A 26,274-nucleotide genomic window follows, 5' to 3' on the forward strand; every position below is an offset into this window, starting at 1 on the left:
CGCCGGGTCGGCGGCGCTGTCCGAACCGGCATCCGTTGCCGTCCCGGTGTTGGTCGCCTGCGCCGTGCGGGTGTCGCCCGGCAGCTCGAACACGGTCAACTGGCCGCCAAGCTCGGTGAAGTCCGACAGCGCAGCATAGCCGCCGACTGCGCCCAGACCCTCGTTCGGGTTGGTCAGGCCAGCCGCAAGGCCGATCCCGGCCCAGCCGCCCACGCCCGACAGAACCCCGATATACTGCTTGTCGTCATGGGTGTAGGTCATGACGTTGCCGATGATCCCGGACGGCGTCTTGAAGCGGTAAAGCTCTTCCCCGGTTTCCGCGTCCACCGCCTTCAGGTAACCTTCCAGCGTGCCATAGAAGACCACGTCACCGGCGGTCGCCAGCGCGCCCGACCAGACCGAGAAACGTTCCGGCAGCGACCATTTGATCTCGCCCGCGACGTTGTCCCAGGCGATGAAGTTGCCCATCCCGCCATGGCTGTTCGGCGCGGGATACATCGACAGGGTGGCGCCGACATAGGGCTGGCCCGCCGTGTAGGCCACGCGGAAGGGTTCGTAGTCCATGCAGACGTGGTTCGTCGGGACATAGAACAGGTTGGTCTTGGGCGAGAAGGCGGCCGGCTGCTGGTCCTTGGTGCCAAGGGCGGCGGGGCAGACGCCGGTGGTGTTCTCGTCCTCGCCGTTCTGGGCGGTCGAGTATTCCGCGACCACCTGCGGGCGACCGTACTGGTCGCTGTTGGGGTCCATCTCGACATGGGTTGCCCAGTTGACGGCGGGGTCGAACTTTTCGGCCACCAGCAGCTCGCCCGTCTCGCGGTCCATCGTGTAGCCGAAGCCGTTGCGGTCGAAGTGGGTCAGCAGCTTGCGCTGGGTGCCGTTGAAGTCCTGGTCGGTCAGGATCATCTCGTTGACGCCGTCATAGTCCCATTCGTCATGGGGCGTCATCTGGTAGAACCACTTGGCCATCCCGTCGTCGGGATCGCGGGCCATGATCGTCATCGACCAGCGGTTGTCGCCCGGGCGCTGCGACGGGTTCCAGGTCGAGGGGTTGCCGGTGCCGTAGTAGATCAGGTCCAGTTCCGGGTCATACGACATCCAGCCCCAGATCGGGCCGCCGCCGATCTTCCACTGGTCGCCTTCCCAGCTGTTGAGCGAGCTGTTCTCTCCGATCGGCTTGCCAAGGTGCATGGTATTCTGCGGATCAACCAGCATTTCCTCGTCCGGGCCCATGGACCAGGCCTTCCATGCCTCGGTGCCATCGGCCAGGTTCAGCGCCGTCAGCCGCCCGCGCACGCCGTATTCGCCGCCCGAGATGCCGACCATGACCTTATCCTTGACCGGCATCACGGTCGCGGTCAGCGTCTCGCCGATGGCCGGGTCGCCGATCTTGGTAGCCCATTTCTGTTCGCCTGTCTTGGCGTCCAGCGCGACGACGGTGGTATCGGCCTGCGACAGCAGGATCATCCCGTCGGCATAGGCGAGGCCCCGGTTCACCGTGTCGCAGCACATGACCGCGATCACCTCGGGGTCCTGCTGCGGTTCATAGCGCCACAGAATCTTGCCGTCTTCGTTCAGGTCCAGCGCGAAGACGTTGTTCGGGAAGGGCGTGTGCACATACATGATGCCGTCGATCACCAGCGGCGCGCCCTCGTGCCCGCGCAGCACCCCGGTCGAGAAGGTCCAGGCGACGCGCAGGTCGCCGACGTTGTCCCGGTTGATCTGATCCAGCGGCGAATAGCGGGTGTTCGCGTAGTCGAGAGTCTGGATCGCGTATTGGCCGGGATCGGCAATGGCCTGTTGGACGCTGTCATTGGCCAGGATGGCCGAACTGGACAGCAGAAGCGCCATGCCGGCGCCGGTCAGCGTGAGTTTCATCGTCTCCCTCCCCTTTGTGCCAGCGCCGTTCGAAAGCGGCGCGGGCTTGAGAGAGAGTTCCCGCCCAAATCCGATACGTCAACGGCTTAGAACAAGGCTAGCCGGAAAGTCTTAGTGATTTAGGCAGGCCGGCGGGAAAGTTCGGCATCCCGCCGGTGAGATCGGGGAAAATCAACCCATCCGCTCGGCGTGCCACAGGACATGGTCGGCCATGAAGGTCTGGACGAACCAGTAGCTGTGATCATAGCCCGGCTGCATCCGGTGCCAGCCCGGCTGGCGGCGTGCGGCCATCGCCTGGGCCAGCGTTTCGGGCTTGAGCAGGTCGAGGAACTGGTCGTTTGCCCCCTGGTCGATCAGGATCTCGCCCGGGTAGCCCTTTTCGACCATCAGCAGGGTCGAATCATGCGGCTTCCAGCTTTCGCGATCCTCCCCCAAATAGGCGGTGAACTGCTTGCGGCCCCAGTCCGATTCGGTCGGGTTGACGATGGGCGCAAAGGCCGAAAGGCTGCGGTAGCGGTCGGGATGGGTCATGGCGATGGTCAGCGCGCCATGGCCGCCCATCGAATGGCCGGTGATGCCTTGCGCCTCGCGGTCCAGCGCGAAGTTGTCGAAGACGATGCCCGGCAGTTCGTCCACGATATAGTCCCACATGCGGAAATGCGGCTTCCAAGGGTCCTGCGTGGCATTGACATAGAAGCCCGCGCCTTGGCCGAGGTCATAGGCCTCGTCATTGGCGACGCCCTCGCCGCGGGGCGAGGTGTCAGGGAAGACCAGCCCGATCCCTGCCTCGGCCGCCGCCTGCTGGGCGCCGGCCTTGGTCATGGCGTTCTCATGCGTGCAGGTCAGGCCCGAGAGATACCACAGCACCGGGACCGGCCCATAATCGGCGGCAGGTGGCAGGTAGACGGCAAAGGTCATGTCGGTGCCGGTCGCCTGCGACTTGTGGCGATAGACGCCCTGGGTGCCGCCAAAGCTGCGGTTCTCGGACAGGGTTTCTAGGGTCACGTCTCGGCTCCTTCGGTCAGGTCGTGATACATCACCAAGGCATCGACATAGCCTTGGGCGGGATGAAGAAAGGCTTGGGGCAACCGGCCGGCAATGGCAAACCCGGCCTTCTGCCACGAATGGACGGCATCGGCGTTGGTGGCGACAACGAAGTTGAACTGCATCGCGCGGAAGCCCTGCGCCCGCGCCCAGTCCTTGGCATGGGAAACCAGCGCTGTCGCCACGCCGCGGCTGCGGGCCTCGGGTGCGGTGGCAAAACTGGCATTGGCGACATGGGAAGCGCCGCCGGGGCGGTTGCGGCCGACGTGGCTGGTGCCCAGGATACGGTTTTGGTCTTCCGCGACGAAGACGGTGAAGGGGGCAGCGAACCAGTCGGCCAGCGCATCCTCGCGCGAGATGTCATGCGGGACGCAGTAGGTCTCGCCCGCACGGTAGACGGGCTCGAGGATTGCCCAGATCGCGTCGTGGTCGGCGGGAGTGGCAGGGCGGATACGGATATCCGCCCGGTCAGGGGTCATTTCAGGTCGTCCATGCTGCGGATAACCTTGCCCAGCAGGCCGTAGTCCAGCGCCTCCTGCGTGTTCAGCCAGAAGTCGCGCTGGGTGTCCTTCTCGATCCGCTCGACCGGCTGGCCGGTGGCGTCGGCGAAGATCTGGTTCAGGCGGTCGCGCATCAGGCGGACCTGTTCGGCTTGGATCATCATGTCCGTCGAGGTGCCGCCGATCCCGCCCGAGGGCTGATGGATCAGGAAGCGCGTGTTGGGCAGGCAGTAGCGGTTTTCCCGTTCCGCGCCGACAAAGATCAGCGCGCCGGCCGACGCGACCCAGCCCGAGCCGATGGTGCGCACGGTCGGGCGGATGAACTTGATCACGTCATGGATCATGTCACCCGATTCGACATGGCCGCCGGGCGACGAGATCAGCACGTTGATCGGCTTGTCGCTGTCCTCTGCCAGGGCCAGCAGATGCGAGACGGTGCGCTGCGCCAGCTTGTCGTTGATCGTGCCCGCGACGATCACCGTGCGGGACTGGAAGTAGAGCTTGTCGATCGAGGGGCTTTGCGGAAGGCCCAGATCCTCGCCCTTCTGGCGGTCCTCGCGGGGCTCATCCTCTTCCTCGTCGTCGTCATCATCAAGGCGGTGGGGCGGGAAGGGGCGCAGCATGGGATCATCCTTTTTCGGCATTGCGGCGGGACGCCCGGTCCGGGCCCCGCCGCAGTCTTACCTAAGCATCCCTGAAGGATCAGTAAATGACGACCGACCGGATGGATTCACCGGCGTGCATCAGGTCGAAGCCCTTGTTGATGTCTTCAAGCTTCAGGGTGTGGGTGATCATGGGATCGATCTCGATCTTGCCGTCCATGTACCAGTCCACGATCCTCGGCACGTCCGTGCGCCCGCGCGCGCCGCCAAAGGCCGAGCCTTTCCAGACGCGCCCGGTAACAAGCTGGAAGGGGCGGGTCGAGATCTCGGCCCCCGCAGGCGCCACCCCGATGACGATGGACTGGCCCCAACCGCGATGGGCCGATTCCAGCGCCTGGCGCATGACGTTGACGTTGCCGGTGCAGTCGAAGGTGTAGTCGGCGCCGCCGATCTGGTCGAAAGGCGTCTTCGTCATGTTGACGATTTCCTGGACGACGTTCTCGACCTCTTTCGGGTTGATGAAATGGGTCATGCCGAACTTCTCGGCCATCGGCTTCTTGTCGTTGTTCAGGTCCACGCCGATGATCATGTCGGCGCCGGCAAGACGCAGGCCCTGGATCACGTTCAGGCCGATCCCGCCAAGGCCGAAGACCACGGCCTTGGCGCCGATTTCCACCTTGGCGGTGTTGATGACCGCGCCGATCCCGGTCGTCACGCCGCAGCCGATGTAGCAGATCTTGTCGAAGGGCGCGTCCTCGCGGACCTTCGCCACTGCGATTTCCGGCAGCACGGTGTGGTTCGAGAAGGTCGAGCAGCCCATGTAATGGTGGATCGGCGTGCCATCCAGCATCGAGAAGCGCGAGGTGCCGTCGGGCATCAGGCCTTGGCCCTGGGTCGCCCGGATCGCCGTGCAGAGGTTGGTCTTGCCCGACAGGCAGGAGGCGCACTGGCGGCATTCGGGGGTATAAAGCGGGATCACATGGTCGCCCGGCTTGACCGAGGTGACGCCGGCGCCGACCTCGACCACCACGCCCGCGCCCTCATGGCCGAGGATGGCGGGGAAGATGCCTTCGGGGTCGTCGCCCGAGCGGGTGAATTCGTCGGTGTGGCAGATGCCGGTGGCCTTGATCTCGACCAGAACCTCGCCGGCTTTCGGGCCTTCAAGGTTCACTTCCATGATTTCCAGCGGTTTGCCGGCTTCCAGCGCGACGGCGGCACGAGTTCTCATCAATCTCTCCTTGGGTTCCGGCCGTCAGGCCGGGTGTCATGCCGAAAGGGCCGGCAAAGGCCGGCCCTTCGGGGGCTTGGATCAGGCGGCAGATCTCACACGTTCAACGTGTTGAACTTGCCAGATTTCTTTGCGACATGCGTCGCGATCGCATCCATCAGCGGCGGCGACAGCGCGTCATAGGGTTCAAGGCCGAGTTCCCGCAGCCGGGCACGGACCGCCGGCATCCGCTCGGGGTTCACACCGGCTTCGATGATCGAGGACACGAAAGCCGCGAATTCCGGCGCGGCCCAGCCCTCCTTGTCCGACAGCTCGGTATGCACGAAGTCGAGCCCGTAGAAGGGATGCTCGGTGTTCTCGATGCGGCCATACAGGTGAGTGCCGCAGTCGCGGCAGGCATAGCGCTGGATCGGAGCTTCCTTGTTGACGATCTGCAGCTTGTCGCCGTTCTCGACGACTTCGATGGCGTCGCGTCCCACTACGGCGACCATGCTGAAAAGCGCACCCTCGGGCTTCCAGCACTTGGTGCAGCCGCAGACATGGTTATGCGCCGTCTGCCCGCCCACGCGGACGCGGACGGGGTTCGAGCTGCATCTGCAGGTAAGCTCGTCCCCCGCGAAGTCCTGATGCGAAGCCTTGATGCCGTCATCGACAGCGGGGTGGATCCTGATTCCCGAGGTGTCTGCCATGGCCGTCCTCCTTGACCTTTGAAGAAGGTGACGGGCTCGGCCCCCGCGATCAAGTCCGCCGAAGGTTGTAACTGCTGCCGGTCTCAGTTGACAGCAGGCTGCGACGAGACGCCGACTTGGGCCGCCCGCAACAGGCGATCATGCAGCATGAAGCCGTTGACCATGACCTGGATGATGTCCCCCGCCTTTGTGCCGGAAACGGGCGCCTCGAACATCGCCTCGTGCAGAAGCGGGTCGAAGCGGTCGCCGATGACCGGGGCGATGATCTGGATGCCGTGGCGGGAAAAGACGTTCTGCAATTCGCGCAGGGTCAGTTCGACGCCTTCGACAAGTTCGGGCGCGACGCTGCGGTCGGCCGCATCGATGGCGCGGGTCAGCGCGTCGTAAACCGGAAGAAGGTCGCGCGCGAGCCTGGAGCCGCCGTAGTTCTCGGCCTCTCGGCGGTCCTTTTCGGCGCGCTTGCGGGCATTCTCGGCATCGGCAAGGGCGCGCATGAAACGATCGCGCAGCTCGTCTCGCTCGGACGTCAAGGCTGCGATGCGCGGGTCTTCGCCGTCCATGACGGGTTCATCAAGGGACAGATCGCCGTCCTGCGACAGGTCTTCCAGCGGCAATTCCGACAGATCATTGGGATTCTGCGTATCGTTCATTTCTCATCCTTTGCGGTCGGACAGGACCTTGCCGACAAGCTGGGCCGTGTAATCGACGATCGGGACGATCCGGCCGTAATTCAGGCGCGTCGGCCCGATCACGCCCACCGCGCCCACGATCTTGCGGTCAGCGTTCATATAGGACGAAACGACGAGAGAGGAACCCGAAAGTGAGAAAAGCTCGTTTTCAGAGCCGATGAAGATCCGCACGCCCTGCCCCTCTTCCGCCAGTTCAAGGAAACGGGCGATGTCGCGCTTGCGTTCCAGGTCGTCGAAAAGGCTGCGGATGCGGTCAAGGTCGGCCGCCTCGTGATCCAGCAGGTTGGCGCGGCCCCGGACGATCAGCCTCGGGTCCGGCGCATCGGCATCCCAAGAGGCCAGCCCGGTCTCGACAAGCTGGGCTGCCAGGGTGTCGAGTTCCTGACGGGCGCGGGAAAGATGCAGGGCCATGTCCCGGCGCAACTCGGCCAGCGTATGCCCCTCGCCCCGGGCCGAAAGGAAGTTTCCCGCCTCGCGCAGCGAACTGGGCGTCTGCCCCTGCGGGGGGGTGAACAGCCTGTTTTCCACCCGTCCATCTGCGAAGACGAGGATCACCAGGGCACGGTCCGGTCCGATGCTGACGAACTCGATATGCTTGAGGGCCGCTTCCTCCTGCTTCGGCATCAGCACGACGGACGCGCCCCGGGTGATGGTGGACAGCGCCGTGGAGACGCGGTCGAGCATCGCCCCGGTCTCGGAGGGGACGTCGCCCATGATCTCGGCAATGCGGGAACGGTCCTCGGGACCGATAGGGCCAACCTCCATGAGGCCGTCGACGAAAAGGCGCAGGCCACGCTGGGTGGGGAAGCGGCCGGCCGAGACATGGGGGCTTTCCAGCAGGCCCATGTATTCCAGATCCTGCATGACGTTGCGGATCGTGGCGGCGGAAACCGGCATCCCGCGGGTCAGCGTGCGCGATCCTACCGGCTCTCCGGTTTCAAGATAGGCTTCGACCACCCTGCGGAAAACCTCGCGCGAGCGGTCGTTCAGATCGGCGAAGAGATCGGGAGGCTGGGGCATTCGGGTTGCAGGGACCGGGACGGAGCCTTTAGTTTGCGGCAGTCAAAAAGATGGCCCGAGGGCCGGAAAGGATCACTTATGCGACCCTCTGGCCGGAAGTTAGCGGAACTGCGCCCGATTTCAATCGAAACCGGGGTGATGACCCATGCCGAGGGGTCCTGCCTGATCCGCATGGGGGGCACGCATGTGCTGTGCTCGGCCTCGATCGAGGAAAAGCCGCCGGCATTCCTGCGCGGAACCGGTCAGGGCTGGGTGACGGCGGAATACGGGATGCTGCCGCGGGCGACCCACAGCCGCAATCGCCGTGAGGCTGCGGCAGGAAAGCAATCCGGCCGCACGCAGGAAATCCAGCGCCTGATCGGGCGGGCGTTGCGGGCCGGGGTGGACCGGCTTGCCCTGGGAGAGCGGCAGATCGTGATCGACTGCGACGTGATCCAGGCCGACGGCGGAACCCGCTGCGCGGCTATCACCGGCGGCTGGGTGGCGTTGCGGCTGGCGGTGAACCGGCTGCTGGATGCGAAGCTGATTGCCAGCGACCCCATCCTGGACCATGTCGCGGGGGTGAGCTGCGGCATCTATGCAGGCCAGCCGGTACTGGACCTGGATTATGCGGAAGACAGCGAGGCCGGCACGGACGGGAACTTCGTGCTGACCGGAGGAATGCGCCTGATCGAGGTGCAGATGTCGGCGGAAGGCTCGGCCTTTTCCCGCGATCAGATGATCACGCTGCTCGATCTGTCCGAGAAGGGGGTGGCCGAACTGGTCGCGGCGCAGAAGGCGGCCGTATCGTGAGACGGTTTCTGGAAAGGAAGCTGCTGGTCGCGACCCATAACCCCGGCAAGCTGGAGGAGATGCGGGCGCTTTTCGCGCCGCAGGGGATCGAGGTTGTTGGGGCCTCCGGTATGGGCCTGGATGAACCTGAGGAAACGGAAACGAACTTTGTCGGGAATGCGCGCATCAAGGCGCGGGCGGCAATGTCTGCCACCGGGCTGCCGGTGCTGGCCGATGACAGCGGGATCACCGTGGACGGGCTTGACGGCGCGCCGGGGGTGCATACCGCCGACTGGGCAGCAACACCGAACGGGCGCGATTTCATGCAGGCCATGCAGCGGACATGGAACGAGCTTGAGGCTCGCGGCGTGCCGGAGCCCCGGACCGCCCAGTTCCGGGCGACATTGCTGATGCTGTGGCCGGATGGGCATGAGGAGGTGTTCGAGGGCATTGCGCCGGGGCGCTTGGTCTGGCCGCCGCGCGGGCAGTTGGGGCATGGCTATGACCCGATATTCGTGCCAGAGGGTCACGATAGGACCTATGCCGAGATGACGGCAGACGAGAAGAATGCGATCAGCCACCGGGCGGTAGCATTCCGCAAGCTCAAGGCGATGCTGGAGGCGTGAACGAGTCTGCAGAGCAGGATTGGCTGAATGGCGGCTTCGGGCTTTATGTCCACTGGCCCTTCTGCGCGTCCAAATGCCCTTACTGCGATTTCAACAGTCATGTTGCGGCGGTGATTGACCAGCGCAGGTGGCTGGAAGCCTACCGCTTGGAAATCGCCCGGGTTGCGGAGGAAACAAAGGGCCGCGTTCTCCGCAGCATCTTCTTTGGCGGAGGCACGCCGTCGCTGATGCAGCCGGAGGTGGTCGGCGCTGTGATCGATGCAGCTCGGGCGGGCTGGGGTTTTGCCAATGACATCGAGATCACCCTTGAGGCCAATCCGGGCAGTGTCGAACGCGGCCGCTTTCAGGGCTATGCAGAGGCTGGCGTCAATCGCCTGTCCATGGGCCTGCAGGCGTTGAATGACGCCGACCTGCGGCGGCTTGGGCGATTGCACAGTGTTTCCGAAGCACGCGCCGCCTTCGAGGTTGCACGGGCCTGCTTCCCTCGGGTGAGTTTCGACCTGATCTATGCGCGGCAGGCTCAGACCCGGGCAGCATGGAGGGCCGAGTTGCGAGAAGCGCTGGAGATGGCGGTGGATCATCTGTCGCTTTATCAACTGACGATCGAGGACGGTACTGCCTTTGGTGCCCGCGCGGCGGCGGGTGGCTTGAAGGGGCTTCCCGATGATGACCTCGCAGCAGATATGTATCTGGATACACAGGAAATCTGCCTGTCCAACGGGTTTCCGGCCTATGAAGTGTCGAACCATGCGCAGGAAGGGGCCGAGAGCCGGCACAATCTGGTTTACTGGCGGCAGGGCGATTGGGCCGGTATCGGACCCGGGGCGCATGGACGGCTGACGTTGAATGGCTGTCGTTGGGCGACCGAGGCCCCCCGCGCGCCCGGCGCTTGGCTTGAAGCTGTCCGCAAAGGTGCCGGAGAAGTTCCACGCGTGCCAGTGCCGCGGAACGAACAGGCAACGGAATACTTGCTGATGTCGATGCGACTGGCGGAAGGTCTGGATCTGGTCCGCTATGCGCGTCTTGCTGGAAAACCCCTTTCAGACAATGTCATCGCAGAACTGGTCGAACTGGAATTGATCGACCTGGCACCCGGTCGATTGCAGGTGACAACAAAAGGTCGCCCGGTATTGAATGCGATCCTGCGGGCACTCGCCTGAGTATCAGGCACCAGCGCCCAAGAGTTGGCACAGACGATCCAACTGTTCCAGATCGTGGTATGTCACCGTCACCCGTCCACCGTCTTGACCGGCATGGTCGATCCGGACGCGCATCTTGAGATGGGCCGAGAGATCTGCTTCCAAGGCACGGGTATCCGAATCCTTGTTGTCTTTCTCCTGCTTCGGAACAGGTGCGGGACGTTCCGCCACTTGGCGGGCGAGGGCCTCTGTCTCTCGCACGGAAAGGTTGCGGTCGATCACCTTTCGCGCCATGGCGATGGGATCTGGCGCGGTGATAAGCGCCCGCGCATGGCCTGCGCTGATTTTTCCATCCCGCACAAAGCCTTGAACCTGATCGGGCAGATTCAGCAGCCGCAGCAGGTTGGAGATATGGCTGCGGCTCTTGTCCAAGGCTTCCGCGAGCCTTTCCTGAGTATGGCCAAACCGATCCATGAGTTGGCGGAAGGAAGCCGCCTCTTCGATCGGATTGAGGTTGGCACGCTGAATGTTTTCGATAAGGGCCACTTCCAGGACTTCCGTATCATCCAGCTCACGGACAAGAACCGGAAGTTCATGCAACTGGGCAATCTGGGCCGCACGCCACCGGCGTTCTCCGGCAACGATCTGGTAGAGATCCGGTTCACTCGGGTGAGGACGGACGATCAGAGGCTGCAGCACGCCGCGATTGCGCAGGGAGGCCGCGAGTTCAGCCAGTGCTTCGGGGTCAAACTGACGGCGTGGCTGGTCCGGGTTCGGGATGAGCTGTTCGACAGGAACATTCAGGGTGCTGCGCGACTGGGTTCCCGGCGACAGTTCGACATCGGCCATGAGCGCGGACAGGCCTCGTCCAAGGCCTCCCTTACGGGGTTTTGGATCAGCCATGTGCTGCCTTTCCCTGATCCCGATTCCGGTCGATCAGTTCATTTGCCAAGGCGCGATAAGCAGCGCTGCCCTTGGAAGATGGGTCATAGTGAATCACTGGCAGAGCATGAGATGGTGACTCTGAAACCCGGACGTTCCTGGGCACCACTGTTCTGAAAACAAGCGAACCCAATGTCTTGCGGGCATCTGCCTCGACATGCTGCGACAGGTTGTTCCGTGAATCCGCCATGGTCAGAAGAACACCCTCGATCCGCAGGTGTGGATTGGCAGAGCTTCTGACTTCCCGAATTGTCAGTAGAAGTTGCGAAAGTCCTTCCAAGGCATAGAACTCAGCTTGAAGAGGCACGATCACGCTGTCCGCAGCAACCATCGCGTTAAGGGTAAGCAGGCCAAGGGCCGGGGGACAGTCGATCAGCACGGTGCCGGTCGCCTGCTGCAACGCATCGGCAAGAAGATGCGTCCGGCGCGCCCGCGAGGCAATGTCAAGTTCGGCCGATGCAAGGTCGGGCGTGGCCGGAACGATGGTCAGGTTCGACAAGCCGGTCGGATGACGTGCGTTCATCCACTCGACCTCTCCGGTCAGCAGATCGTAGCTGGTGGTCTCACGTTTGTCGGGATCAACACCCAAGCCGGTGGAGGCATTTCCTTGGGGATCAAGGTCGATGATGGTGACATCCACGCCGATTTCAGCCAGAGCAGCGCCAAGGTTGATGGCTGTGGTCGTCTTTCCGACTCCGCCCTTCTGGTTGGTGATGGCGATGATGGTGCGGTCAAACATGCTGAACATTCCAGATCTGCAGGATGGCCGCGCCGTCCTCTGTATTGCTTGGATGGACCTGCAACTCGAAGCGCCAAGAGTTTCGCGCGGGATCAAGTTCGGTTTGCCAACTGCGACCCTTCATGAGCCAAGCGGTTCCTTCTGGCGCCAGATGCCTGTCGAGATATGGCATGAGGCGGTTGAGAGGTGCAAGCGCACGCGCGCTAACGATGAGAGCCTGCGCGGGAGCTAGGTTTTCAATGCGCGCTGCCTCGGCCGTGCAATTCGAAAGCGATAACTCGCGGATAACGGTCTGCAGAAAAGCAACCTTGCGGTTATCCGAGTCCACAAGCCGGAAAGGGTTCTGAGGGCGGCAAATGGCCAATATCAGGCCCGGCAATCCCCCGCCGCTGCCGATATCCAGCCATGAGCCTTGAGTGGACGGTGCGAGATCGTTCAGTTGAAGACTGTCCTGGATGTGGCGCGTTTCAAGATCATCGACGGAAGACCGTGCCACGAGATTGATGTTTGGGTTCCATCTTCTGATCAGTGCTGCATACTGCTCCAGCTTCGCTTCACGTGAAGCATTCATGCCGCAGTTCCCGATCGCGTACGTAGAAGGGCGATCAGAAGGCTCAGCGCTGCCGCAGTCATACCTTCAACTATAGCGGCTTGAGCGATGTTTGCGGGTCGATGACCGGCCAGTTTCATGCGCAATTCCTTGGACAATCCTGCCACTTCATCGAAGTTGAGTTCGGCGGGAATGAGGAGGCTTTCATATCGGCGAATGTCGGCCGCATCACGCTGCTGCCGCTCTGTGAACTGCACATACATCGCTTCGTTGCAGACAAGATCTAAAGCTTCCCTGTCACCAGCGATGTCGGTCGGCAACAAAGGTACGATTTTGGAAAAATCTACGTCACTCTGGCCCAAGAGACTGAAGACCGTCCGACGGTTTCCGTCTTGCCGAACAATGATGTCACGCCTTCCGAGTTCCTGTGGTGTAAAGCTGATAGCCTGACAGGACCTTTGAACGTTCTTGAAGCGTTTCAGCTTTTCTTGGAATCTTGTTGCACGTTCTTCCCCCACAAGACCCCATTCAATCCCTTTCGGAGTCAGACGTCGATCCGCGTTGTCGATTCGAAGGGAAAGACGGAACTCTGCCCGCGACGTGAACATCCGATAAGGTTCCGTCACGCCACGCGTTAGTAGATCGTCGATCATCACCCCGATATAGCTTTCCGTCCTGCTGAACACAGCAGGTGGTCTGCTTTGAGCGGAGAGTGCCGCATTGAGACCAGCTACCAACCCTTGGGCTGCCGCTTCTTCATAGCCTGTGGTTCCATTGATCTGACCGGCAAGATAAATGCCACTGACCGACTTCAACTCCAACGTCGGGTGCAAGGCCCGGGGATCGATGTAGTCGTATTCTATCGCATAGCCTGGTTGAACAATCTCGGCGGCTTCGAGGCCCCGAATCGATCTTACATATTCCAGTTGAACTATCTCTGGCAGAGAGGTTGAAAGCCCGTTGGGATAGACCAGTTCGCTGTCATGACCTTCAGGCTCAAGAAAGATCTGGTGGCTGGTCTTTTCAGAGAACCGCACCACTTTGTCTTCCACAGACGGACAATAGCGTGGGCCCTTGCTGTCGATCTGGCCACCATACATCGCTGATTGATGCAGATTTTCGCGAATGATCTTATGGGTTCTTTCGTTCGTGTGGGTGATCGCACATGCAACTTGAGGTGCTTCCGGTGCAACAGTCATGAAAGACATCATGACTGGATGACGGTCTCCCGGCTGCTGCTGCAGGCTGTCCCAATCTACGGAACTGCGCAACAACCTTGGAGGTGTTCCGGTTTTCAAGCGCCCGAGTGGAAGTTCCAGTTCAAGCAAGGCTGCCGCCAAGCCTGCAGAACGATCATTCCCCCACCGGCCAGACGGTCGAGTGACATCCCCGATATGGATCACCCCATTCAAGAAGGTGCCTGCGGCCACGACCACTGTAGCGCATTTGATTTCGTCGCCTGTGGCCAGGATTATACCCTTAATCCGCATGTTCTCAATGGTAAGGGACGACACTTCGCCAATTACAAGCTCAAGCCCTAAAACTTTGGCAAGTTCTGCGGCGGCAGCTGTCCGGTACAATACGCGGTCAGCTTGGACCCGTGGCCCCTGAACCGCAGGCCCCTTGCGCCGGTTGAGAAGACGGAACTGGATCCCTGCAGCATCTGCGACACGACCCATCAACCCATCCAGTGCATCGATTTCCCGGACAAGATGCCCTTTCCCGAGACCACCGATCGCCGGATTGCACGACATGGTCCCCACGTCCTCGGGACGCATCGTCACAAGGCCCACTGACACGCCCAAGCGGGCCGCGGCAGCTGCAGCTTCAAGCCCCGCATGACCTGCCCCAATCACAACAACATCAAAATGTTTCACGTGAAGCACCTACTTCCCTATGCAGAAGCGTGAGAAGATCTCGTCAAGATAATCATCCACTGCGATGCGACCAACAACCTCGGTCAGCCGCTGTGACGTATGCCGCACAATTTCTGCAAGCAGCTCGGGAGGCAGATCAGGCCCCATGTCAAGCGCTTCTGCTGCAGTCTCCAGACACTCCGCCTGCCGTCGCCGCGTGATGACGCCAGCCCCGGCCACGCGTTGACTCAGCCGATCCTTGACCTGTTCCAACATCTTGGGAATGCCCGTACCGGAAACAGCCGAGATCCCATTCCCTCCCAGATCGGCCTTGGTACGAAGAACCAAGTCATCACGCTGCAGAAGATCCTGGACGGGTTGTCCATCTTCAGACAGGTGTATTCTCAGGTCTGCATTACGCGCCCGATCCAGCGCCCGCTTGACTCCCAGGAATTCGACCTGATCCTGCGTCTTTCGAAGCCCCGCCGTGTCCAGGAACGTGACCGCCAACCCCCCAAGATCGGTATGAAGCTCGATCACATCGCGGGTCGTTCCGGCAACATCGCTGACCAGTGCCAATTCCCGTCTTGCAATCCGGTTCAGCAAGGATGACTTGCCCGCATTCGGAGGACCGACGATCGCCACCTCAAAACCTGTCCGTATCCGCTCAGCTGCGGGATAGCCGGCAAGTGCCGCTAGAATATCGCCACGGACACCTTTCAGCAGATCAAACACCTCTGCTGGAACGTCTTCAGGGACTTCTTCATCGGCGAAATCCACTGAAACCTCGATCAACGCTCCTGCTCGGACAAGACGTTCGCGCAGGCTCTCGGTCCATCGGACAAGCTCGCCCGACATGACCCGCATCGCCTGCTGACGCTGAGCCTCGCTTTCAGCGGACAGAAGATCGGACAGGGCTTCGACCTCGCTCAAGGCGATCGCGCCGCTCATCAGCCCTCGGCGGGTGAACTCTCCGGGTTCCGCCATCCGGGCGCCATGCCGCCGCAATGCCGCTTCAAGCCGACGCACCACGACGGGGGCGCCATGAATCTGGAACTCGACAACCTCATCGCCAGTGAAGCTCGATCCCTGGTCGAAACGAATGACCAGGCCCCGGTCGATCAACTCGCCATCCCGCAGAGATCTCAACTCGGCCCTGCGAGCCTCGGGCAGCGGTCCGGCAAGGGCCTCGCCAATCAGACGCGCCTCGGGTCCGCTCAGGCGGACAACAGAGATTCCGCCTCGGCCAGGAGGCGTCGCTTCGGCGTAGATCGTGGACATGCCATTCTCAGGCGTTCATCGATTCGAAGAAATCGGCGTTGGTCTTGGTCTGCTTCAGCTTCGAGATCAGGAACTCGATCGCATCCGTTGTGCCCATCGGGTTCAGGATGCGCCGCAGCAGATAGGTCTTCTGCAGATCCTTCTGATCGACAAGCAGCTCTTCCTTGCGGGTTCCCGACTTGAGGATGTCCATGGCAGGGAATACCCGCTTGTCGGCAACCTTCCGGTCCAAGACGATCTCGCTGTTGCCGGTGCCCTTGAATTCCTCGAAGATCACTTCGTCCATGCGGCTGCCGGTATCGATCAGCGCTGTTGCGATAATCGTTAGTGAACCACCTTCCTCGATGTTCCGCGCGGCGCCGAAGAACCTCTTGGGCCGCTGCAACGCATTTGCATCGACACCTCCCGTCAGCACCTTGCCCGAGGAGGGCACGACCGTGTTGAACGCCCGCCCCAAGCGCGTGATCGAATCCAGCAGAATCACCACATCCCGCTTGTGCTCGACCAGCCGCTTTGCCTTTTCGATCACCATCTCGCTGACAGCAACGTGCCGCGTTGCCGGCTCGTCGAAGGTCGATGAAACCACCTCACCCTTCACAGAGCGCTGCATGTCCGTCACCTCCTCGGGCCGCTCATCGATCAGCAGCACGATGAGATAGCATTCAGGATGATTTTTCTCGATCGAATGGGCAATATTCTGCAGAAGCACCGTCTTGCCGGTACGAGGAGGGGCAACGATCAGCGACCGCTGTCCTTTCCCGATCGGCGCCACCAGGTCGATGATCCGGGCCGAGCGGTCCTTGGCCGTCGGGTCCTCCAACTCCATCCGCAGCCGTTCGTTCGGATAGAGCGGGGTCAGGTTGTCGAAGGCAACCTTGTGCCGCGCCTTCTCGGGATTCTCGAAGTTGATCTTTTCGGCCTTGGTCAGCGCGAAATATCGCTCGTTTTCACCCGGAGCGCGGATCACCCCCTCGACGGTGTCGCCCGTTCGCAGACTGTGCAGGCGGATCATGTCGGGGCTGACATAGATGTCGTCGGGACCGGGCAGGTAGTTCGCCTCGGGCGAGCGCAGGAAGCCAAAGCCGTCCTGCACGACCTCCAGCACGCCATCTCCGCCGATCTCGAAGCCTTCCTCAGCATGCTCCTTCAGCAGCGAGAACATCATCTCGCCCTTCCGCATGGTGGAAGCGTTCTCGATCTCCCATTCCTCGGCGATGGACAGCAGGTCGGCGGGGCTCTTGGCCTTCAGGTCGGCGAGGTTGAGGCGTTCTTCGGTCATCATGTCACCATGCGCCGGATCGGCCCGGGCCGGGCGCTGCGGCATGCTCATGTCGGATGGATTCGCCCCGGACGGGACGCAACATGGCAGATAGGCCGAAACGGCCCCTGAGTCAAACCTTCAGAACTTCACGATCACCGACAGCACGATGATCGCCATCAGCAATGTCGGCACCTCGTTCATCAGCCGATAACGCCGGCCGGTCGATCCTGCGCCGCGTGACAGTTTCTTCCGCTCGATCATCAGCCAGTGATGGAAGACGGTCATGCCGACCACGGCGACGGCCTTGGTCCATGGCCAGATCATCGACCAGTCCACGATCCCCGGCGTGAACACCAGCGCCAGCCCCGCGAGCCATGTCGCGATGGACGCCGGTCCCATGATGAACCGCAGCAGCTTGTATTCCATGATCTGCAGGCTGTCGCCCGGCTCTCCGGCCATGGTTCCGCGCTCGGCATGATAAACGAACAGCCTTGGCAGGTAGAACAGCCCCGCCATCCAGGAAATCACCGCCATGACGTGAAAGGCCTTGATCCACGGGTAAGCAGTGCCAAGCCAATCGGTGATCATGCGCCATCTCCTTCGCCATCTTATCCTTAAGAAAGGAAAGATAAGAAAGGTAGATGTGGTGGTAGGGCCTGTGGACTTCGGAAGGATCGTCTTTTACCGGATTCAATCCACCAAAACTGCCTGTGGGAAAATCCTGTGGAGGCACATCTGTCGTTCTAAAGATAATCAAATATTTTCATGATATTAGACTCTATGTGCATCCTGTGGATAACTCTGTTAGTCCACAAGGTCGGGATGACTCTGGAACAACTTGTCTTCCTGTGGATGACTCCCTTTCGTTCACCTTCCGTCTCATGGCCTGATCCACAGTCCTCGCGGGCGCAGCAGTTGTCCCATGCCACCGCCCTCCTCCGGCCCTGCCTTTGCACCGCAGTTATCCACAGCCGTGGCGCTTCCCCTTGAATGGCGCGCGGGCTAGACAGATGTGGCAGGACGGCGAGGATGCGGAATGAACCACAGCGCGGCGCCGATGATGGCGGATCGGCAGGACCACAGGGAAACGCAGGTGCCGCTGGCTGGGGTGATCGGCTGGCCGGTGGCCCATTCCCGTTCGCCTGTGCTGCACGGACACTGGCTGCAGCAGCACGGGCTGCGCGGTCATTATGTGCCGCTTGCCGTCAGGCCCGAACATCTTGCGCAGGTGCTGCAGGGCCTGCCATGCATGGGCTTCGTCGGCGCAAACGTCACCATCCCGCACAAGGAAGCGGTGCTGGCGCTGGCTGATGTCGTCACCGACCGCGCGGCGCTGATCGGGGCGGCCAACACGCTGATCTTCCGTCCCGATGGCCGTATCCACGCTGACAACACTGACGGCTGCGGCTTCATCGCCAACCTGACCCAGCAGGCGCCCCACTGGCAGCCCTCGTCCGGTCCCGCCGCCATCATCGGCGCGGGGGGCGCTGCGCGGGCCGTGGTTGCGGCGCTTCTGGAACAGGGCGTGCCGGAACTGCGGATCGCCAACCGGTCCCGCGAGCGTGCCGAGCGTATCCGCGAGGATTTCGGCGCGCGCGTCACCGTCCATGACTGGTCGCATGCGGGCGGGATGCTGGAAGGCGCCAGAACCGTCGTGAACACCACCTCCATGGGCATGGAGGGCCAGCCGCCTCTGCAGGTTACCCTGGACAAGCTGTCGCCCGCCGCCCTCGTGACGGACCTTGTCTATACGCCGCTCGACACGGCGTTCCTGCGCGCCGCCCGCGCGCGCGGCTGCGTCACGGTGGACGGCCTCGGCATGCTGCTGCACCAGGCCGCACCGGGGTTCGAGCGCTGGTTCGGCGTCAGGCCCCAGGTCGATGACGCCCTGCGCGCCACGGTGCTGGGATGAGCTTCCGGCTCGGCCTCACCGGCGGCATCGGCATGGGCAAGACCACCACCGCCGCGATGTTCGCAAGCCGCGGCGTCCCTGTCTGGGATGCCGACACCGCCGTCCACCGGCTCTATGCGGCGGGCGCCGCCGCGGTTGAGCCCGTTGCGGCCGTTTTTCCCTCGGCGCTCGGTCCTCAGGGCATCGACCGCACCGTGCTGAAGCGTCTGCTGGCCGAAGATCCCTCGCGACTGGCCCGGCTCGAAGCCATCGTCCACCCCCTTGTCGCTGCCGACCGGCAGGCCTTCATCGGGGCGAATGCCGCTGCGCCGGTCGTGCTGCTCGACATTCCGCTGCTGTTCGAAACGGGGGCAGAGGCGCAGATGGACGGCGTCGCCGTTGTCTCTGCCCGGGCCGAGATCCAGCGCGCCCGCGTCCTGTCCCGTCCCGGCATGGATGAAGCGACGCTTGACCTGATCCTGTCGCGCCAGATGGCCGACGCCGAACGCCGCGCCCGCGCGACCTGGATCATCCCCACCGCGACATTGGCCGAGGCGGAAGCCGCCGTGGACGCCATCCTTGCCGAAATCGCCGCCCGAAAGACCAGGACCCATGCGTGAGATCGTTCTCGACACTGAAACCACCGGCTTCGACCCCGACACCGGCGACCGCATCGTCGAGATCGGCGCCGTCGAGCTGATGAACCACCTGCCTACGGGCCGGCATTTCCACGTCTACATCAATCCTGAACGCGACATGCCGGCCGATGCCTTCGCGGTCCACGGGCTTTCGACCGAGTTCCTGTCCGACAAGCCGCGCTTTGGCGAAGTCGCCGCCGGTTTCATCGCCTTCATCGGGGACGCCCGGCTGGTCATCCACAATGCCGCCTTTGACATGAAGTTCCTGAACGCGGAGCTGCGCCGCGCCGGCCAGCCCACGATGCCGATGTCCCGGGCACTCGACACCGTGGCGATGGCACGGGGGAAATTTCCGGGCGCGCCGGTGTCGCTGGACGCGCTTTGCCGGCGCTGGGGAATCGACAATTCCAACCGCACCCTTCACGGTGCGCTTCTGGACAGCCAGCTTCTGGCCGAGGTTTATCTGGAACTGATCGGCGGCCGCCAGCCCGACCTGGTGCTGGTGCCGCAAGCCGATACCCGAACGGCCGACGGCGCCGCCTCGGGACCTGTCCGCCCGCGCGCGCCCCGTCCGGCGCCGCTGCCCCCCCGCATCACCGCCGCCGAGCGACAGGCCCATGCCGCCTTTGTCGAACGGATCGGCGCCAAGGCCCTGTGGTCGCGCCATGCGCCGGCGGGCTGATCGCCGCACTGGGCATTCCCCATGATCGGCTACCTGCGGGAATCCTGGTCCTTCGTCGCCGCCCTGTTCGAGCGGATGGACAAGATCCACATGGGCCTGATCGCCGCCGGGGTGGCCTTTTACGCCATGTTCGCCGTCTTTCCCGGCCTTGCCGCCCTGATCGCCCTTTGGGGCCTCTGGTTCGATCCCGCGATCATCCAGGAATATGACCGCTACGTGGACGAGTTCGTGCCCGGTCAGGCCGCCGAGATCCTGCACGCCCAGATCGATGCCCTGACCTCGGGCGGACGCACGCAGCTTGGCTGGGCTTCGGCGATCTCTTTCGTGATCGCCACCGTCGCGGCGCGGGCGGGGGTGGATGCGCTGGTGCGCGGGCTGAACGCGGCTTACGGGGTGCGCTCGCATTCCACGATCGTGGGCTTCGTGCTGGCCTATGCGCTGACGCTGGCCATCGTGGGGGTGGTGATCCTCGGGCTTGCCACCATCGTGATCGTGCCGCTCGCCTTCAACTTCATGGAGCATGGGCCGCTGCGAAGCTGGCTGATCGGCGTGACGCCCTGGGTCGCCATGTTCCTGATCGTGATCATCGGCATCGGCATCCTTTACCGCTACGGCCCGAACGTGAAGACGCCGCGCACCCGCATCTTCACCTGGGGGGCGTTGTTTGCCGCACTGGCCTGGGCGGCAGCCTCGGTGGCCTTTTCCGTCTACCTGGCGCGATTCGACAGCTACAACCGCATCTACGGGTCGATCGGTGCAGTGGTGGCGCTGCTGATGTGGTTCTACCTGGCAGGCTTCTCGGTGATGATGGGCGCCCTCATCAATGTCGAGATGGATCGCCACAAGCGGCTGGTGCAGGCACGCAAGGCCCGCGCGCTGGCGCGCAAGATGACTGAAAAGCGCAAGCAGGCCGCCGGCTAACGGCGGTCAGTGCCGCGCTCCCTCGCGCGCGGCCGAGGTCAGCACCACTCTGCGCTCCTCCGGCTCACGCAGCGAATATGGCGCGTCCGGGCTGAAGCGCATGTGCAGCGTGAACACGTCATCCGTTGCCGTCACCTCGGTTTCGGTGTCGAGCTGCATCGCGAATGCTTCGATCAACTGGCTGCCAAGACCGGTGCCTTCCAGGTTGTTCAGGGGCTGGCCCAGCGAATTCTCGATCGTCAGTTCTGCCTTGCCTTCGTCATCCACCCGCAACTGCACCCGAACCCAGGCCCTTTCCTGTCCTTCCGCCTTTCCGGCGTATTTGAGCGCGTTGGTAAAGGCTTCGGTGGTCAGCAGGGTCAGCGGCACCGCCTGGTCCGGCAGCAGCACCAGCGGGTCAAGCCGGGTGTCGATCTGGATCGACTGGTCGTTGACGACAGTCGCGGTGGACATCTGCCCGATGATGTCGCGGATCAGGCGATCTGCCTCGACCGAGTCCAGATGCTCGGCCTGGTAGAGGTTCTTGTAGATCGTGGCCAGCGACGCCACCCGGTCCTGCACCGACCGCAGCACCCGCTTGGCGTCGGTGTCGTCGATCATCCGGCCCTGCATGTTGATGATCGAGGCGATCAGTTGCAGGTTGTTCTTGACCCGGTGATGGACCTCTTTCAGCAGCACCGTCTTTTCGGCGACGACTTCCTCCATCGCCGCCTCGTCGCGGATCAGGATGCGGGCCATGTTGTGGAATGTCTCGCTGACGTCGCGGATCTCGCCCGGCGCGCCTTCCAGGATCGGGGGCGGGGCGTCGCGGTTGCCCAGGGCAAAGCGGCGCATCTGGCTTCGCAATTCGCGCACATGCCGCAGCACCAGACGATAGACGGCGAAATAGGCCACGGCGAGAGATACGGCCCAGAGGGCGACGGGAAACAGCACGGCGGCAAGCCGCGACACCGTCAACCCGGCAATGCCGGTCAGCTGCGGGCTCCAGCTGCCCAGTGCATAGACCAGGTCGGGCACCACCGCGACAACCGAAAACACCCGTTGCTCGCCCGAGTTCGAGATGCCGCTGAAGGTCGTGTCCGTCAGCGGGATCAGCGAATCCAGCGTCATGCCTTCCGGCAGGATCGCGGTGGGATCGTTGTCGCTTTCAAAGTCGCCCACCAGCGACTGGCCGACGCTGTTGAAGGTCAGGATGCGGGCGCCGTCCGACCAGTAGGCCGTCGCATGGGTCGAACGCAGCAGGTCGTGCGACAAGGACACCGCGACATAGCCCAGCAGGTCCTGTTCGCGGTAAAGCGGCTGCGACACGATCACCACCGATTGCCCCGAGGCCCGGCCTTTCTCCGCGGCGGTGATCAGCGTTCCCGGCTCACGCATGAACTGCAGGAAATGCGGCAAGTCGCGCATATCCACGACCCTGTCCGCCGAGGAACAGGCGTTGCGGCCCGTGATGTCGGTGAACCCGGCATAAACAAAGGTCGCGCTGCGCTGGACGAAATCGCGCATCATCTCGGAACAGGCGGCCGGATCGTCCAGCAGCGTCAGCACCGAGCTGCCAAGCGCATCGGCCGTTCCGATGGCGCCCTGCAGCAGCGCCCGTTCGCCTGCGGCGGCGGCGGCGGTGCGTCCCTGGATGGCGATCTCGGACGACCGCTCGGCTTCGCGCGACAGATGCAGCGTCTGCAGGATCGAGATCATCCCGATGGGAAGGATCGCGATGCTCAGCAGCATCCCCAGCCGGAACCCCAGTGTCCGGGTGAAGGACGCGCCCTTTCCCAGCACGGTCCTGCGCCTTCAGCGGGAAACGGGGTGGTTCACCGCCATCACGGCCAGGGTCGCGCGGTCCGTCATGTCAAGTTCCTCGCCCTCGGCCATCTGCAGCAATTCGGCCAGCCGGCGGCGGCCGCGGTTGGCACGCGACTTGACCGTGCCCACGGCCACGCCGGTCATGTTGGCGGCTTCCTCGTAGGAAAAGCCCGATCCGCCGACCAGGATCAGCGCCTCGCGCTGCTCGTCGGGAAGCTGCGCGAAGGCCGCCTTGAAGTCGTTCATCGCCAGCCGCCCGTCATGTTCGGGGCGGGTCGCCTGCCGGGCGGCATGGATGCCGTCGGTGTCGCTGACCTCGCGCCGGGTCTTGCGGCGGGCGGAATAGAAGGTGTTGCGCAGGATCGTGAACAGCCAGGCGCGCAGGTTGGTGCCGGCCTGGAACTTCTCGATATTGGTCCAAGCCTTGACGATGGTGTCCTGCACGAGATCGTCGGCGGACGCGCTTTCGCGGGTCAGCGACAGGGCGAATGCCCTCAGCGCGGGCAGGTGATCCACCAGCTCGCTGCGGGGGTCGGGACCGGATTGGGCCTTGCTGTCGGCCGCTCTGGACATCCGCATCACTCCTGCTCGCGCAGGCGCTCGAGAAGGATCAGAAAGCGGTCGGGGACCTCCTGCTGGGATTCCTGCTCATAGACGCGCCGCAGATTTTCATCGATCTGCTTCTCAAGGGCGGCGCGTTTTCGTTCTTCCCGCCTCGTATTCATATATTTGTCAGTCCCGGAAATCTTGTGTGCACGTTGCCCAACGGCTACAGGACGTCAAGGTTCCCACGGGGATAATTTTGAGGTTACGCCATGTCCGCTGCTGATCTTGCCCAATCCATCGGCCGCGAGCTGCCCTATCTGCGCCGCTACGCCCGCGCCCTGACCGGCAGTCAGACGGCGGGTGACAACTATGCCGCGGCCACGCTGGAGGCCATCCTCAGCGACCGCAGCCTGATGACTGGCGAGGAAACCCGCATCGGGCTGTTCCGCACCTTTCATGCGATCTGGCAAAGCTCGGGCCAGCCGGTGGCCAGCGACGACCAAAGCTCGCGCGAGGCCGCGGCCCAGTCGCACCTGCGCAGCCTGACCGCCAACTCGCGCGAGGCGCTGCTGCTGCGCACGATCGAGGAACTGCGCTACGACCAGATCGCCAAGATCATGCAGATCGACCAGGAAGAAGCCGAGGAACTGGTCCAGATCGCCCTGAACGAGATGGGCCGCGCCATCCGCGGCCGGGTGATGATCATCGAGGACGAGACGATCATCGCCATGGACCTGAAAGGTATTGTGCAGGCGATGGGGCACGAGGTCACGGGCGTCGCCCGCACCCATACCGCCGCCGTGGAACTGGCCGGCAACCGCCGCCCCGATCTGATCCTGGCCGACATCCAGCTTGCGGACGGCTCGTCGGGCATCGAGGCGGTGAACGAGCTTCTGGGCAGCCTCGGCGACCTGCCGGTGATCTTCATCACCGCCTTCCCGGAACGGCTGCTGACCGGCGACCGGCCCGAGCCGGCATTCCTGATTTCCAAGCCCTATTCGGAAGAGCAGGTCCGTTCGGCCATCAGCCAGGCGATGTTCTTCGCGTCGAGCGAGGGCTTGGGCGCCGCCTGACCTTCCCATGGGATCAAGTAACGCGGCGTCCTGACGGGCGCCGCTTTTTTTCGTTCTTCAGACGCTGATCCAGCGGTCGTCGTCAGTCAGCATCATCAGCTCGCCATCGCGGATGTCGTGCCACAGCCCGTGCATCGACAGCTCGCCCGACTGGACGGCATTGGCGACAAAGGGGAAGGTCATCAGGTTGTCCAGCGACACCTGCACCGCCATCTTTTCCAGCGCATCGACCTGCCGCTCGGCCGGAAGGCCGGTCACGCGCTCGTAGCCGGGGCGCAGGATGTCCATCCAGCGGCCGACGAAGCTGGTCGCCTCCTCCAGTTCGGGCGCCTGGCCCGAGCACATGGCATGGCAGCCCGCCACGCCCCCGCACTGGCTGTGCCCCATCACGATCAGATGCGCGACGCGCAGCGAGCGCACAGCATATTCCACGGCCGCCGAGGTGCCGTGCTGCTCGCCGTCCGGCGCGTAGGGCGGCACCAGGTTGGCGATGTTGCGATGAATGAAGAACTCGCCGCTGTCAGCCCCGAAGATCGAGGTCACATGGACGCGGGAATCGCAGCACGAGATCACCATTGCCCGCGGGCGCTGGCCGTCGTCCGCCAGCCTGCGGTACCAGGCGCGGTTCTCGGAATAAGAGGTGGCGCGCCAGCCATGATAGCGCTGGATCAGGTAATTGGGGAGCGAGCGGACGTCGGTCATGCTTGGCCTCATGCGGGTCTTGGTCGCGTGGATAGTCCGCGAATGCCTAAAGTTCGAGGCTTTTCTGCGGCCTGCCTCAAGGATTTCTTAGCCGCCCATCCGCAATCTCCCCGTGACGTGTGGGACACGGGGCAGGACTGGACAAGGCGGGATGATGGCGGATCTGATGGTTCTCAGCATGCAGGAAGCGGTGCAGGTGGATGCGCGCCGCCTGGCCGAGATCGTGGACGAGCTGGGCGAGACGGCGGCCCACAATGTCATCTGCGTGGCGCTGGAACAGTTGGCGCAAGGGCTGTCGGACACCCGCCACGCGGCGCTGTCCGGCGACATGGCCGGGCTTGCCGAACGGTCCGGGATGCTGGCGCGGCTGGCCTGGCAGGTCGGGCTGACCTCGCTGGCCGGGGTCGCCGCCGACGTGGCGGCCTGCGCGGAACGGCGCGACGGAATCGGGCTTTCCGCCACGCTGGCGCGGCTGATGCGGATCGGCAACCGCTCGCTGACCGAGATCTGGGACGAGGGGCGCGACCTCAATTGAGCCGCAGGCGCGGATCGGTGGCGGCGCGGGCGCGGACCCATGCGGCCTCGGCCGCGAAATCATGGGGCACCTGCGCCGCGCTGCGCGACCCCGACAGCGACTTCGAGGCGAAGAAGTCGAAGCCGTAAAGGCCGAGGCTTTTCAGCGGCGCCCGCAGCAGCAGGTCGATCGCCATGATCCCGGTGCTGGGCGGCGCCCCGAGCCGGCGGGCAAGCGCATGGAAATCCGCCAGCGGATGCAGGTAAAAGCCGGGGCTGCGGGCGCTCGCCCAGTCCAGCCGCTTGCGCTTGGGCGACATCCACAGGATGCGCGCAGGGTCCAGCCGCCTGCGGTCCGACTCGGGCAACCGCACGGCCAGCGCCAGCCAGTCGGTGCGGGTTCCGTGGCTTTCGGCCGCGGTCATCGGTGCCCGGTTGATCCTGACCACCAGCCCCGCCGCGTCGATGGCGGCGCCATGGCCCTGCGCCGAAAGGGCACGGGCATTGCCGACCAGCGCGACCTGCTTGCCCCCGGCCGTTGCCAGCAGTCCGGTCTGCGGCACCGACAGCAGGGCGAGGGTGGCCTCGTCCCGCAGCGTCCGGGCAAGATAGAAGCGCAAGGGGATCATCGCGCGCCCCCGGATCGGCCCTGCGGCAGCGGCAATGCGGCAATCGCCGCATCCCCCGGCC

Annotated in this window: 28 protein-coding genes and 1 pseudogene; 9 read left to right on the forward strand and 20 right to left on the reverse strand. The window is 63.5% G+C overall.

Translation table 11 applies throughout. The features are described from left to right. Window positions 1–78: 78 nt before the first annotated feature. The 8 genes and pseudogenes from JGR78_RS13225 to hrcA all read right to left on the reverse strand — a co-directional run. A pseudogene (locus JGR78_RS13225) lies at window positions 79–1,875 on the reverse strand (methanol/ethanol family PQQ-dependent dehydrogenase); the annotation flags it as partial. A gap of 171 nt (window positions 1,876–2,046) precedes the next feature. Then, on the reverse strand, window positions 2,047–2,880 hold the full coding sequence (fghA, locus tag JGR78_RS13230) for an S-formylglutathione hydrolase (RefSeq protein WP_182792605.1): 834 nt from the start codon (window positions 2,878–2,880) through the stop codon (window positions 2,047–2,049). After that, complete coding sequence (locus tag JGR78_RS13235) at window positions 2,877–3,398, reverse strand: GNAT family N-acetyltransferase (protein ID WP_182792606.1); 522 nt, start codon at window positions 3,396–3,398, stop codon at window positions 2,877–2,879. Before JGR78_RS13235 ends, fghA begins: the two co-directional genes overlap by 4 nt. Next, window positions 3,395–4,042, reverse strand: coding sequence for an ATP-dependent Clp protease proteolytic subunit (locus tag JGR78_RS13240; RefSeq protein WP_182792607.1), 648 nt, complete (start codon window positions 4,040–4,042; stop codon window positions 3,395–3,397). Before JGR78_RS13240 ends, JGR78_RS13235 begins: the two co-directional genes overlap by 4 nt. 79 nt (window positions 4,043–4,121) lie before the next feature. Beyond that, window positions 4,122–5,249, reverse strand: coding sequence for an S-(hydroxymethyl)glutathione dehydrogenase/class III alcohol dehydrogenase (locus JGR78_RS13245; protein ID WP_182792608.1), 1,128 nt, complete (start codon window positions 5,247–5,249; stop codon window positions 4,122–4,124). Between the two features lie 95 nt (window positions 5,250–5,344). After that, window positions 5,345–5,938 carry an S-(hydroxymethyl)glutathione synthase gene (gene gfa, locus JGR78_RS13250; RefSeq protein WP_182792609.1) on the reverse strand — a complete coding sequence of 198 codons (594 nt, stop codon included), beginning with the start codon at window positions 5,936–5,938 and terminating at the stop codon, window positions 5,345–5,347. Between the two features lie 83 nt (window positions 5,939–6,021). Beyond that, entirely contained in the window at window positions 6,022–6,498 is a 477-nt protein-coding gene (locus JGR78_RS13255) for a nucleotide exchange factor GrpE (RefSeq protein ID WP_234450963.1), read from the reverse strand. A 93-nt stretch (window positions 6,499–6,591) separates the two neighbouring features. Further along, window positions 6,592–7,647 carry a heat-inducible transcriptional repressor HrcA gene (gene hrcA / locus JGR78_RS13260; RefSeq protein WP_182792611.1) on the reverse strand — a complete coding sequence of 352 codons (1,056 nt, stop codon included), beginning with the start codon at window positions 7,645–7,647 and terminating at the stop codon, window positions 6,592–6,594. Between the two features lie 78 nt (window positions 7,648–7,725). Here hrcA and rph point away from each other — a divergent pair, with 78 nt between their 5' ends. From rph to hemW, 3 genes are read left to right on the forward strand one after another with little or no spacing between them, the layout of a single operon-like run. After that, window positions 7,726–8,439: a ribonuclease PH gene (gene rph, locus JGR78_RS13265; RefSeq protein WP_182792612.1), complete on the forward strand. Its 714-nt coding sequence runs from the start codon at window positions 7,726–7,728 to the stop codon at window positions 8,437–8,439. Continuing rightward, window positions 8,436–9,044 (forward strand): RdgB/HAM1 family non-canonical purine NTP pyrophosphatase, encoded by a 609-nt coding sequence (rdgB, locus tag JGR78_RS13270; protein WP_182792613.1) that lies wholly within the window; start codon window positions 8,436–8,438, stop codon window positions 9,042–9,044. The genes rph and rdgB overlap by 4 nt, the downstream gene beginning before the upstream one ends. After that, entirely contained in the window at window positions 9,041–10,204 is a 1,164-nt protein-coding gene (hemW, locus tag JGR78_RS13275; protein WP_182792614.1) for a radical SAM family heme chaperone HemW, read from the forward strand. The genes rdgB and hemW overlap by 4 nt, the downstream gene beginning before the upstream one ends. Window positions 10,205–10,207: 3 nt before the next feature. Here hemW and JGR78_RS13280 read toward each other — a convergent pair whose 3' ends face one another. The 7 genes from JGR78_RS13280 to JGR78_RS13310 all read right to left on the reverse strand — a co-directional run bounded on the left by JGR78_RS13280 (window position 10,208) and on the right by JGR78_RS13310 (window position 17,397). Beyond that, window positions 10,208–11,086 carry a ParB/RepB/Spo0J family partition protein gene (locus JGR78_RS13280; RefSeq protein WP_182792615.1) on the reverse strand — a complete coding sequence of 293 codons (879 nt, stop codon included), beginning with the start codon at window positions 11,084–11,086 and terminating at the stop codon, window positions 10,208–10,210. Next, window positions 11,079–11,864 carry a ParA family protein gene (locus JGR78_RS13285; RefSeq protein ID WP_182792616.1) on the reverse strand — a complete coding sequence of 262 codons (786 nt, stop codon included), beginning with the start codon at window positions 11,862–11,864 and terminating at the stop codon, window positions 11,079–11,081. Before JGR78_RS13285 ends, JGR78_RS13280 begins: the two co-directional genes overlap by 8 nt. Next, window positions 11,857–12,435 (reverse strand): 16S rRNA (guanine(527)-N(7))-methyltransferase RsmG, encoded by a 579-nt coding sequence (gene rsmG, locus JGR78_RS13290; protein ID WP_182792617.1) that lies wholly within the window; start codon window positions 12,433–12,435, stop codon window positions 11,857–11,859. The genes JGR78_RS13285 and rsmG overlap by 8 nt, the downstream gene beginning before the upstream one ends. Then, a complete protein-coding gene (gene mnmG, locus JGR78_RS13295) occupies window positions 12,432–14,291 on the reverse strand; it encodes a tRNA uridine-5-carboxymethylaminomethyl(34) synthesis enzyme MnmG (protein ID WP_182804119.1) in 1,860 nt (619 codons plus the stop codon). Before mnmG ends, rsmG begins: the two co-directional genes overlap by 4 nt. 9 nt (window positions 14,292–14,300) lie before the next feature. Beyond that, a complete protein-coding gene (gene mnmE, locus JGR78_RS13300) occupies window positions 14,301–15,551 on the reverse strand; it encodes a tRNA uridine-5-carboxymethylaminomethyl(34) synthesis GTPase MnmE (RefSeq protein WP_182804121.1) in 1,251 nt (416 codons plus the stop codon). A 7-nt stretch (window positions 15,552–15,558) separates the two neighbouring features. Beyond that, entirely contained in the window at window positions 15,559–16,830 is a 1,272-nt protein-coding gene (gene rho / locus JGR78_RS13305; protein WP_182792682.1) for a transcription termination factor Rho, read from the reverse strand. 120 nt (window positions 16,831–16,950) lie between these two features. Further along, a complete protein-coding gene (locus JGR78_RS13310; protein WP_182792683.1) occupies window positions 16,951–17,397 on the reverse strand; it encodes a CopD family protein in 447 nt (148 codons plus the stop codon). Between the two features lie 475 nt (window positions 17,398–17,872). Between JGR78_RS13310 and JGR78_RS13315 the strand changes: the two genes are divergently transcribed. Genes JGR78_RS13315 through JGR78_RS13330 form a run of 4 tightly spaced genes read left to right on the forward strand, consistent with a single transcriptional unit; the run spans window position 17,873 to window position 20,944 of the window. Further along, the gene (locus JGR78_RS13315; RefSeq protein ID WP_182792684.1) at window positions 17,873–18,724 is read left to right on the forward strand and encodes a shikimate dehydrogenase; all 852 of its coding nucleotides are present in this window, start codon (window positions 17,873–17,875) and stop codon (window positions 18,722–18,724) included. Next, window positions 18,721–19,323, forward strand: a complete 603-nt coding sequence (coaE, locus tag JGR78_RS13320) for a dephospho-CoA kinase (protein WP_182792620.1) — start codon at window positions 18,721–18,723, stop codon at window positions 19,321–19,323. The genes JGR78_RS13315 and coaE overlap by 4 nt, the downstream gene beginning before the upstream one ends. Next, window positions 19,316–20,023: a DNA polymerase III subunit epsilon gene (dnaQ, locus tag JGR78_RS13325; RefSeq protein WP_182804123.1), complete on the forward strand. Its 708-nt coding sequence runs from the start codon at window positions 19,316–19,318 to the stop codon at window positions 20,021–20,023. The genes coaE and dnaQ overlap by 8 nt, the downstream gene beginning before the upstream one ends. A 21-nt stretch (window positions 20,024–20,044) precedes the next feature. Next, window positions 20,045–20,944: a YihY/virulence factor BrkB family protein gene (locus tag JGR78_RS13330; protein WP_182792622.1), complete on the forward strand. Its 900-nt coding sequence runs from the start codon at window positions 20,045–20,047 to the stop codon at window positions 20,942–20,944. A 6-nt stretch (window positions 20,945–20,950) separates the two neighbouring features. On the opposite strand, the gene JGR78_RS13335 is transcribed toward JGR78_RS13330, so the two are convergent. From JGR78_RS13335 to JGR78_RS13345, 3 genes are read right to left on the reverse strand one after another with little or no spacing between them, the layout of a single operon-like run. After that, window positions 20,951–22,726 carry a histidine kinase dimerization/phosphoacceptor domain -containing protein gene (locus JGR78_RS13335; protein WP_234450751.1) on the reverse strand — a complete coding sequence of 592 codons (1,776 nt, stop codon included), beginning with the start codon at window positions 22,724–22,726 and terminating at the stop codon, window positions 20,951–20,953. 12 nt (window positions 22,727–22,738) lie between these two features. Next, on the reverse strand, window positions 22,739–23,323 hold the full coding sequence (locus tag JGR78_RS13340; protein WP_234450752.1) for an RNA polymerase sigma factor: 585 nt from the start codon (window positions 23,321–23,323) through the stop codon (window positions 22,739–22,741). Between the two features lie 5 nt (window positions 23,324–23,328). Continuing rightward, window positions 23,329–23,475, reverse strand: coding sequence for a NepR family anti-sigma factor (locus JGR78_RS13345; protein WP_182792624.1), 147 nt, complete (start codon window positions 23,473–23,475; stop codon window positions 23,329–23,331). 90 nt (window positions 23,476–23,565) lie between these two features. On the opposite strand from JGR78_RS13345, the gene JGR78_RS13350 reads away from it, so the two are divergent. Further along, window positions 23,566–24,369 (forward strand): response regulator, encoded by an 804-nt coding sequence (locus JGR78_RS13350; RefSeq protein WP_182792625.1) that lies wholly within the window; start codon window positions 23,566–23,568, stop codon window positions 24,367–24,369. Window positions 24,370–24,426: 57 nt separating this feature from the next. Here the strand turns inward: JGR78_RS13350 and JGR78_RS13355 are convergent, their stop codons facing one another. After that, a complete protein-coding gene (locus tag JGR78_RS13355; RefSeq protein ID WP_182792626.1) occupies window positions 24,427–25,071 on the reverse strand; it encodes a carbonic anhydrase in 645 nt (214 codons plus the stop codon). Between the two features lie 151 nt (window positions 25,072–25,222). Between JGR78_RS13355 and JGR78_RS13360 the strand changes: the two genes are divergently transcribed. Continuing rightward, window positions 25,223–25,606 (forward strand): hypothetical protein, encoded by a 384-nt coding sequence (locus JGR78_RS13360; RefSeq protein WP_234450753.1) that lies wholly within the window; start codon window positions 25,223–25,225, stop codon window positions 25,604–25,606. On the opposite strand, the gene JGR78_RS13365 is transcribed toward JGR78_RS13360, so the two are convergent. After that, the gene (locus tag JGR78_RS13365) at window positions 25,599–26,213 is read right to left on the reverse strand and encodes a glycosyltransferase family 29 protein (protein ID WP_182792627.1); all 615 of its coding nucleotides are present in this window, start codon (window positions 26,211–26,213) and stop codon (window positions 25,599–25,601) included. The two genes, JGR78_RS13360 and JGR78_RS13365, sit on opposite strands and share 8 nt — an antisense overlap. Window positions 26,214–26,274 lie beyond the last annotated feature (61 nt).

It is taken from the genome of Paracoccus sp. MC1862, from assembly GCF_016617715.1.
Lineage (GTDB): Bacteria > Pseudomonadota > Alphaproteobacteria > Rhodobacterales > Rhodobacteraceae > Paracoccus.

Bases quoted from the DNA above. Each gene is read 5' to 3' on its own strand.
- mnmE (WP_182804121.1), bottom strand. From the start codon at position 15,551: ATGTCCACGATCTACGCCGAAGCGACGCCTCCTGGCCGAGGCGGAATC.
- JGR78_RS13350 (WP_182792625.1), top strand. From the start codon at position 23,566: ATGTCCGCTGCTGATCTTGCCCAATCCATCGGCCGCGAGCTGCCCTAT.
- JGR78_RS13245 (WP_182792608.1), bottom strand. From the start codon at position 5,249: ATGAGAACTCGTGCCGCCGTCGCGCTGGAAGCCGGCAAACCGCTGGAA.
- rho (WP_182792682.1), bottom strand. From the start codon at position 16,830: ATGACCGAAGAACGCCTCAACCTCGCCGACCTGAAGGCCAAGAGCCCC.
- rph (WP_182792612.1), top strand. From the start codon at position 7,726: ATGCGACCCTCTGGCCGGAAGTTAGCGGAACTGCGCCCGATTTCAATC.
- dnaQ (WP_182804123.1), top strand. From the start codon at position 19,316: ATGCGTGAGATCGTTCTCGACACTGAAACCACCGGCTTCGACCCCGAC.
- JGR78_RS13365 (WP_182792627.1), bottom strand. From the start codon at position 26,213: ATGATCCCCTTGCGCTTCTATCTTGCCCGGACGCTGCGGGACGAGGCC.
- JGR78_RS13240 (WP_182792607.1), bottom strand. From the start codon at position 4,042: ATGCTGCGCCCCTTCCCGCCCCACCGCCTTGATGATGACGACGACGAG.
- rsmG (WP_182792617.1), bottom strand. From the start codon at position 12,435: ATGAATGCTTCACGTGAAGCGAAGCTGGAGCAGTATGCAGCACTGATC.
- JGR78_RS13235 (WP_182792606.1), bottom strand. From the start codon at position 3,398: ATGACCCCTGACCGGGCGGATATCCGTATCCGCCCTGCCACTCCCGCC.
- JGR78_RS13360 (WP_234450753.1), top strand. From the start codon at position 25,223: ATGATGGCGGATCTGATGGTTCTCAGCATGCAGGAAGCGGTGCAGGTG.
- JGR78_RS13345 (WP_182792624.1), bottom strand. From the start codon at position 23,475: ATGAATACGAGGCGGGAAGAACGAAAACGCGCCGCCCTTGAGAAGCAG.
- JGR78_RS13280 (WP_182792615.1), bottom strand. From the start codon at position 11,086: ATGGCTGATCCAAAACCCCGTAAGGGAGGCCTTGGACGAGGCCTGTCC.
- JGR78_RS13340 (WP_234450752.1), bottom strand. From the start codon at position 23,323: ATGTCCAGAGCGGCCGACAGCAAGGCCCAATCCGGTCCCGACCCCCGC.
- JGR78_RS13285 (WP_182792616.1), bottom strand. From the start codon at position 11,864: ATGTTTGACCGCACCATCATCGCCATCACCAACCAGAAGGGCGGAGTC.
- hrcA (WP_182792611.1), bottom strand. From the start codon at position 7,647: ATGCCCCAGCCTCCCGATCTCTTCGCCGATCTGAACGACCGCTCGCGC.
- gfa (WP_182792609.1), bottom strand. From the start codon at position 5,938: ATGGCAGACACCTCGGGAATCAGGATCCACCCCGCTGTCGATGACGGC.
- coaE (WP_182792620.1), top strand. From the start codon at position 18,721: ATGAGCTTCCGGCTCGGCCTCACCGGCGGCATCGGCATGGGCAAGACC.
- JGR78_RS13330 (WP_182792622.1), top strand. From the start codon at position 20,045: ATGATCGGCTACCTGCGGGAATCCTGGTCCTTCGTCGCCGCCCTGTTC.
- JGR78_RS13355 (WP_182792626.1), bottom strand. From the start codon at position 25,071: ATGACCGACGTCCGCTCGCTCCCCAATTACCTGATCCAGCGCTATCAT.
- JGR78_RS13315 (WP_182792684.1), top strand. From the start codon at position 17,873: ATGGCGGATCGGCAGGACCACAGGGAAACGCAGGTGCCGCTGGCTGGG.
- JGR78_RS13255 (WP_234450963.1), bottom strand. From the start codon at position 6,498: ATGGACGGCGAAGACCCGCGCATCGCAGCCTTGACGTCCGAGCGAGAC.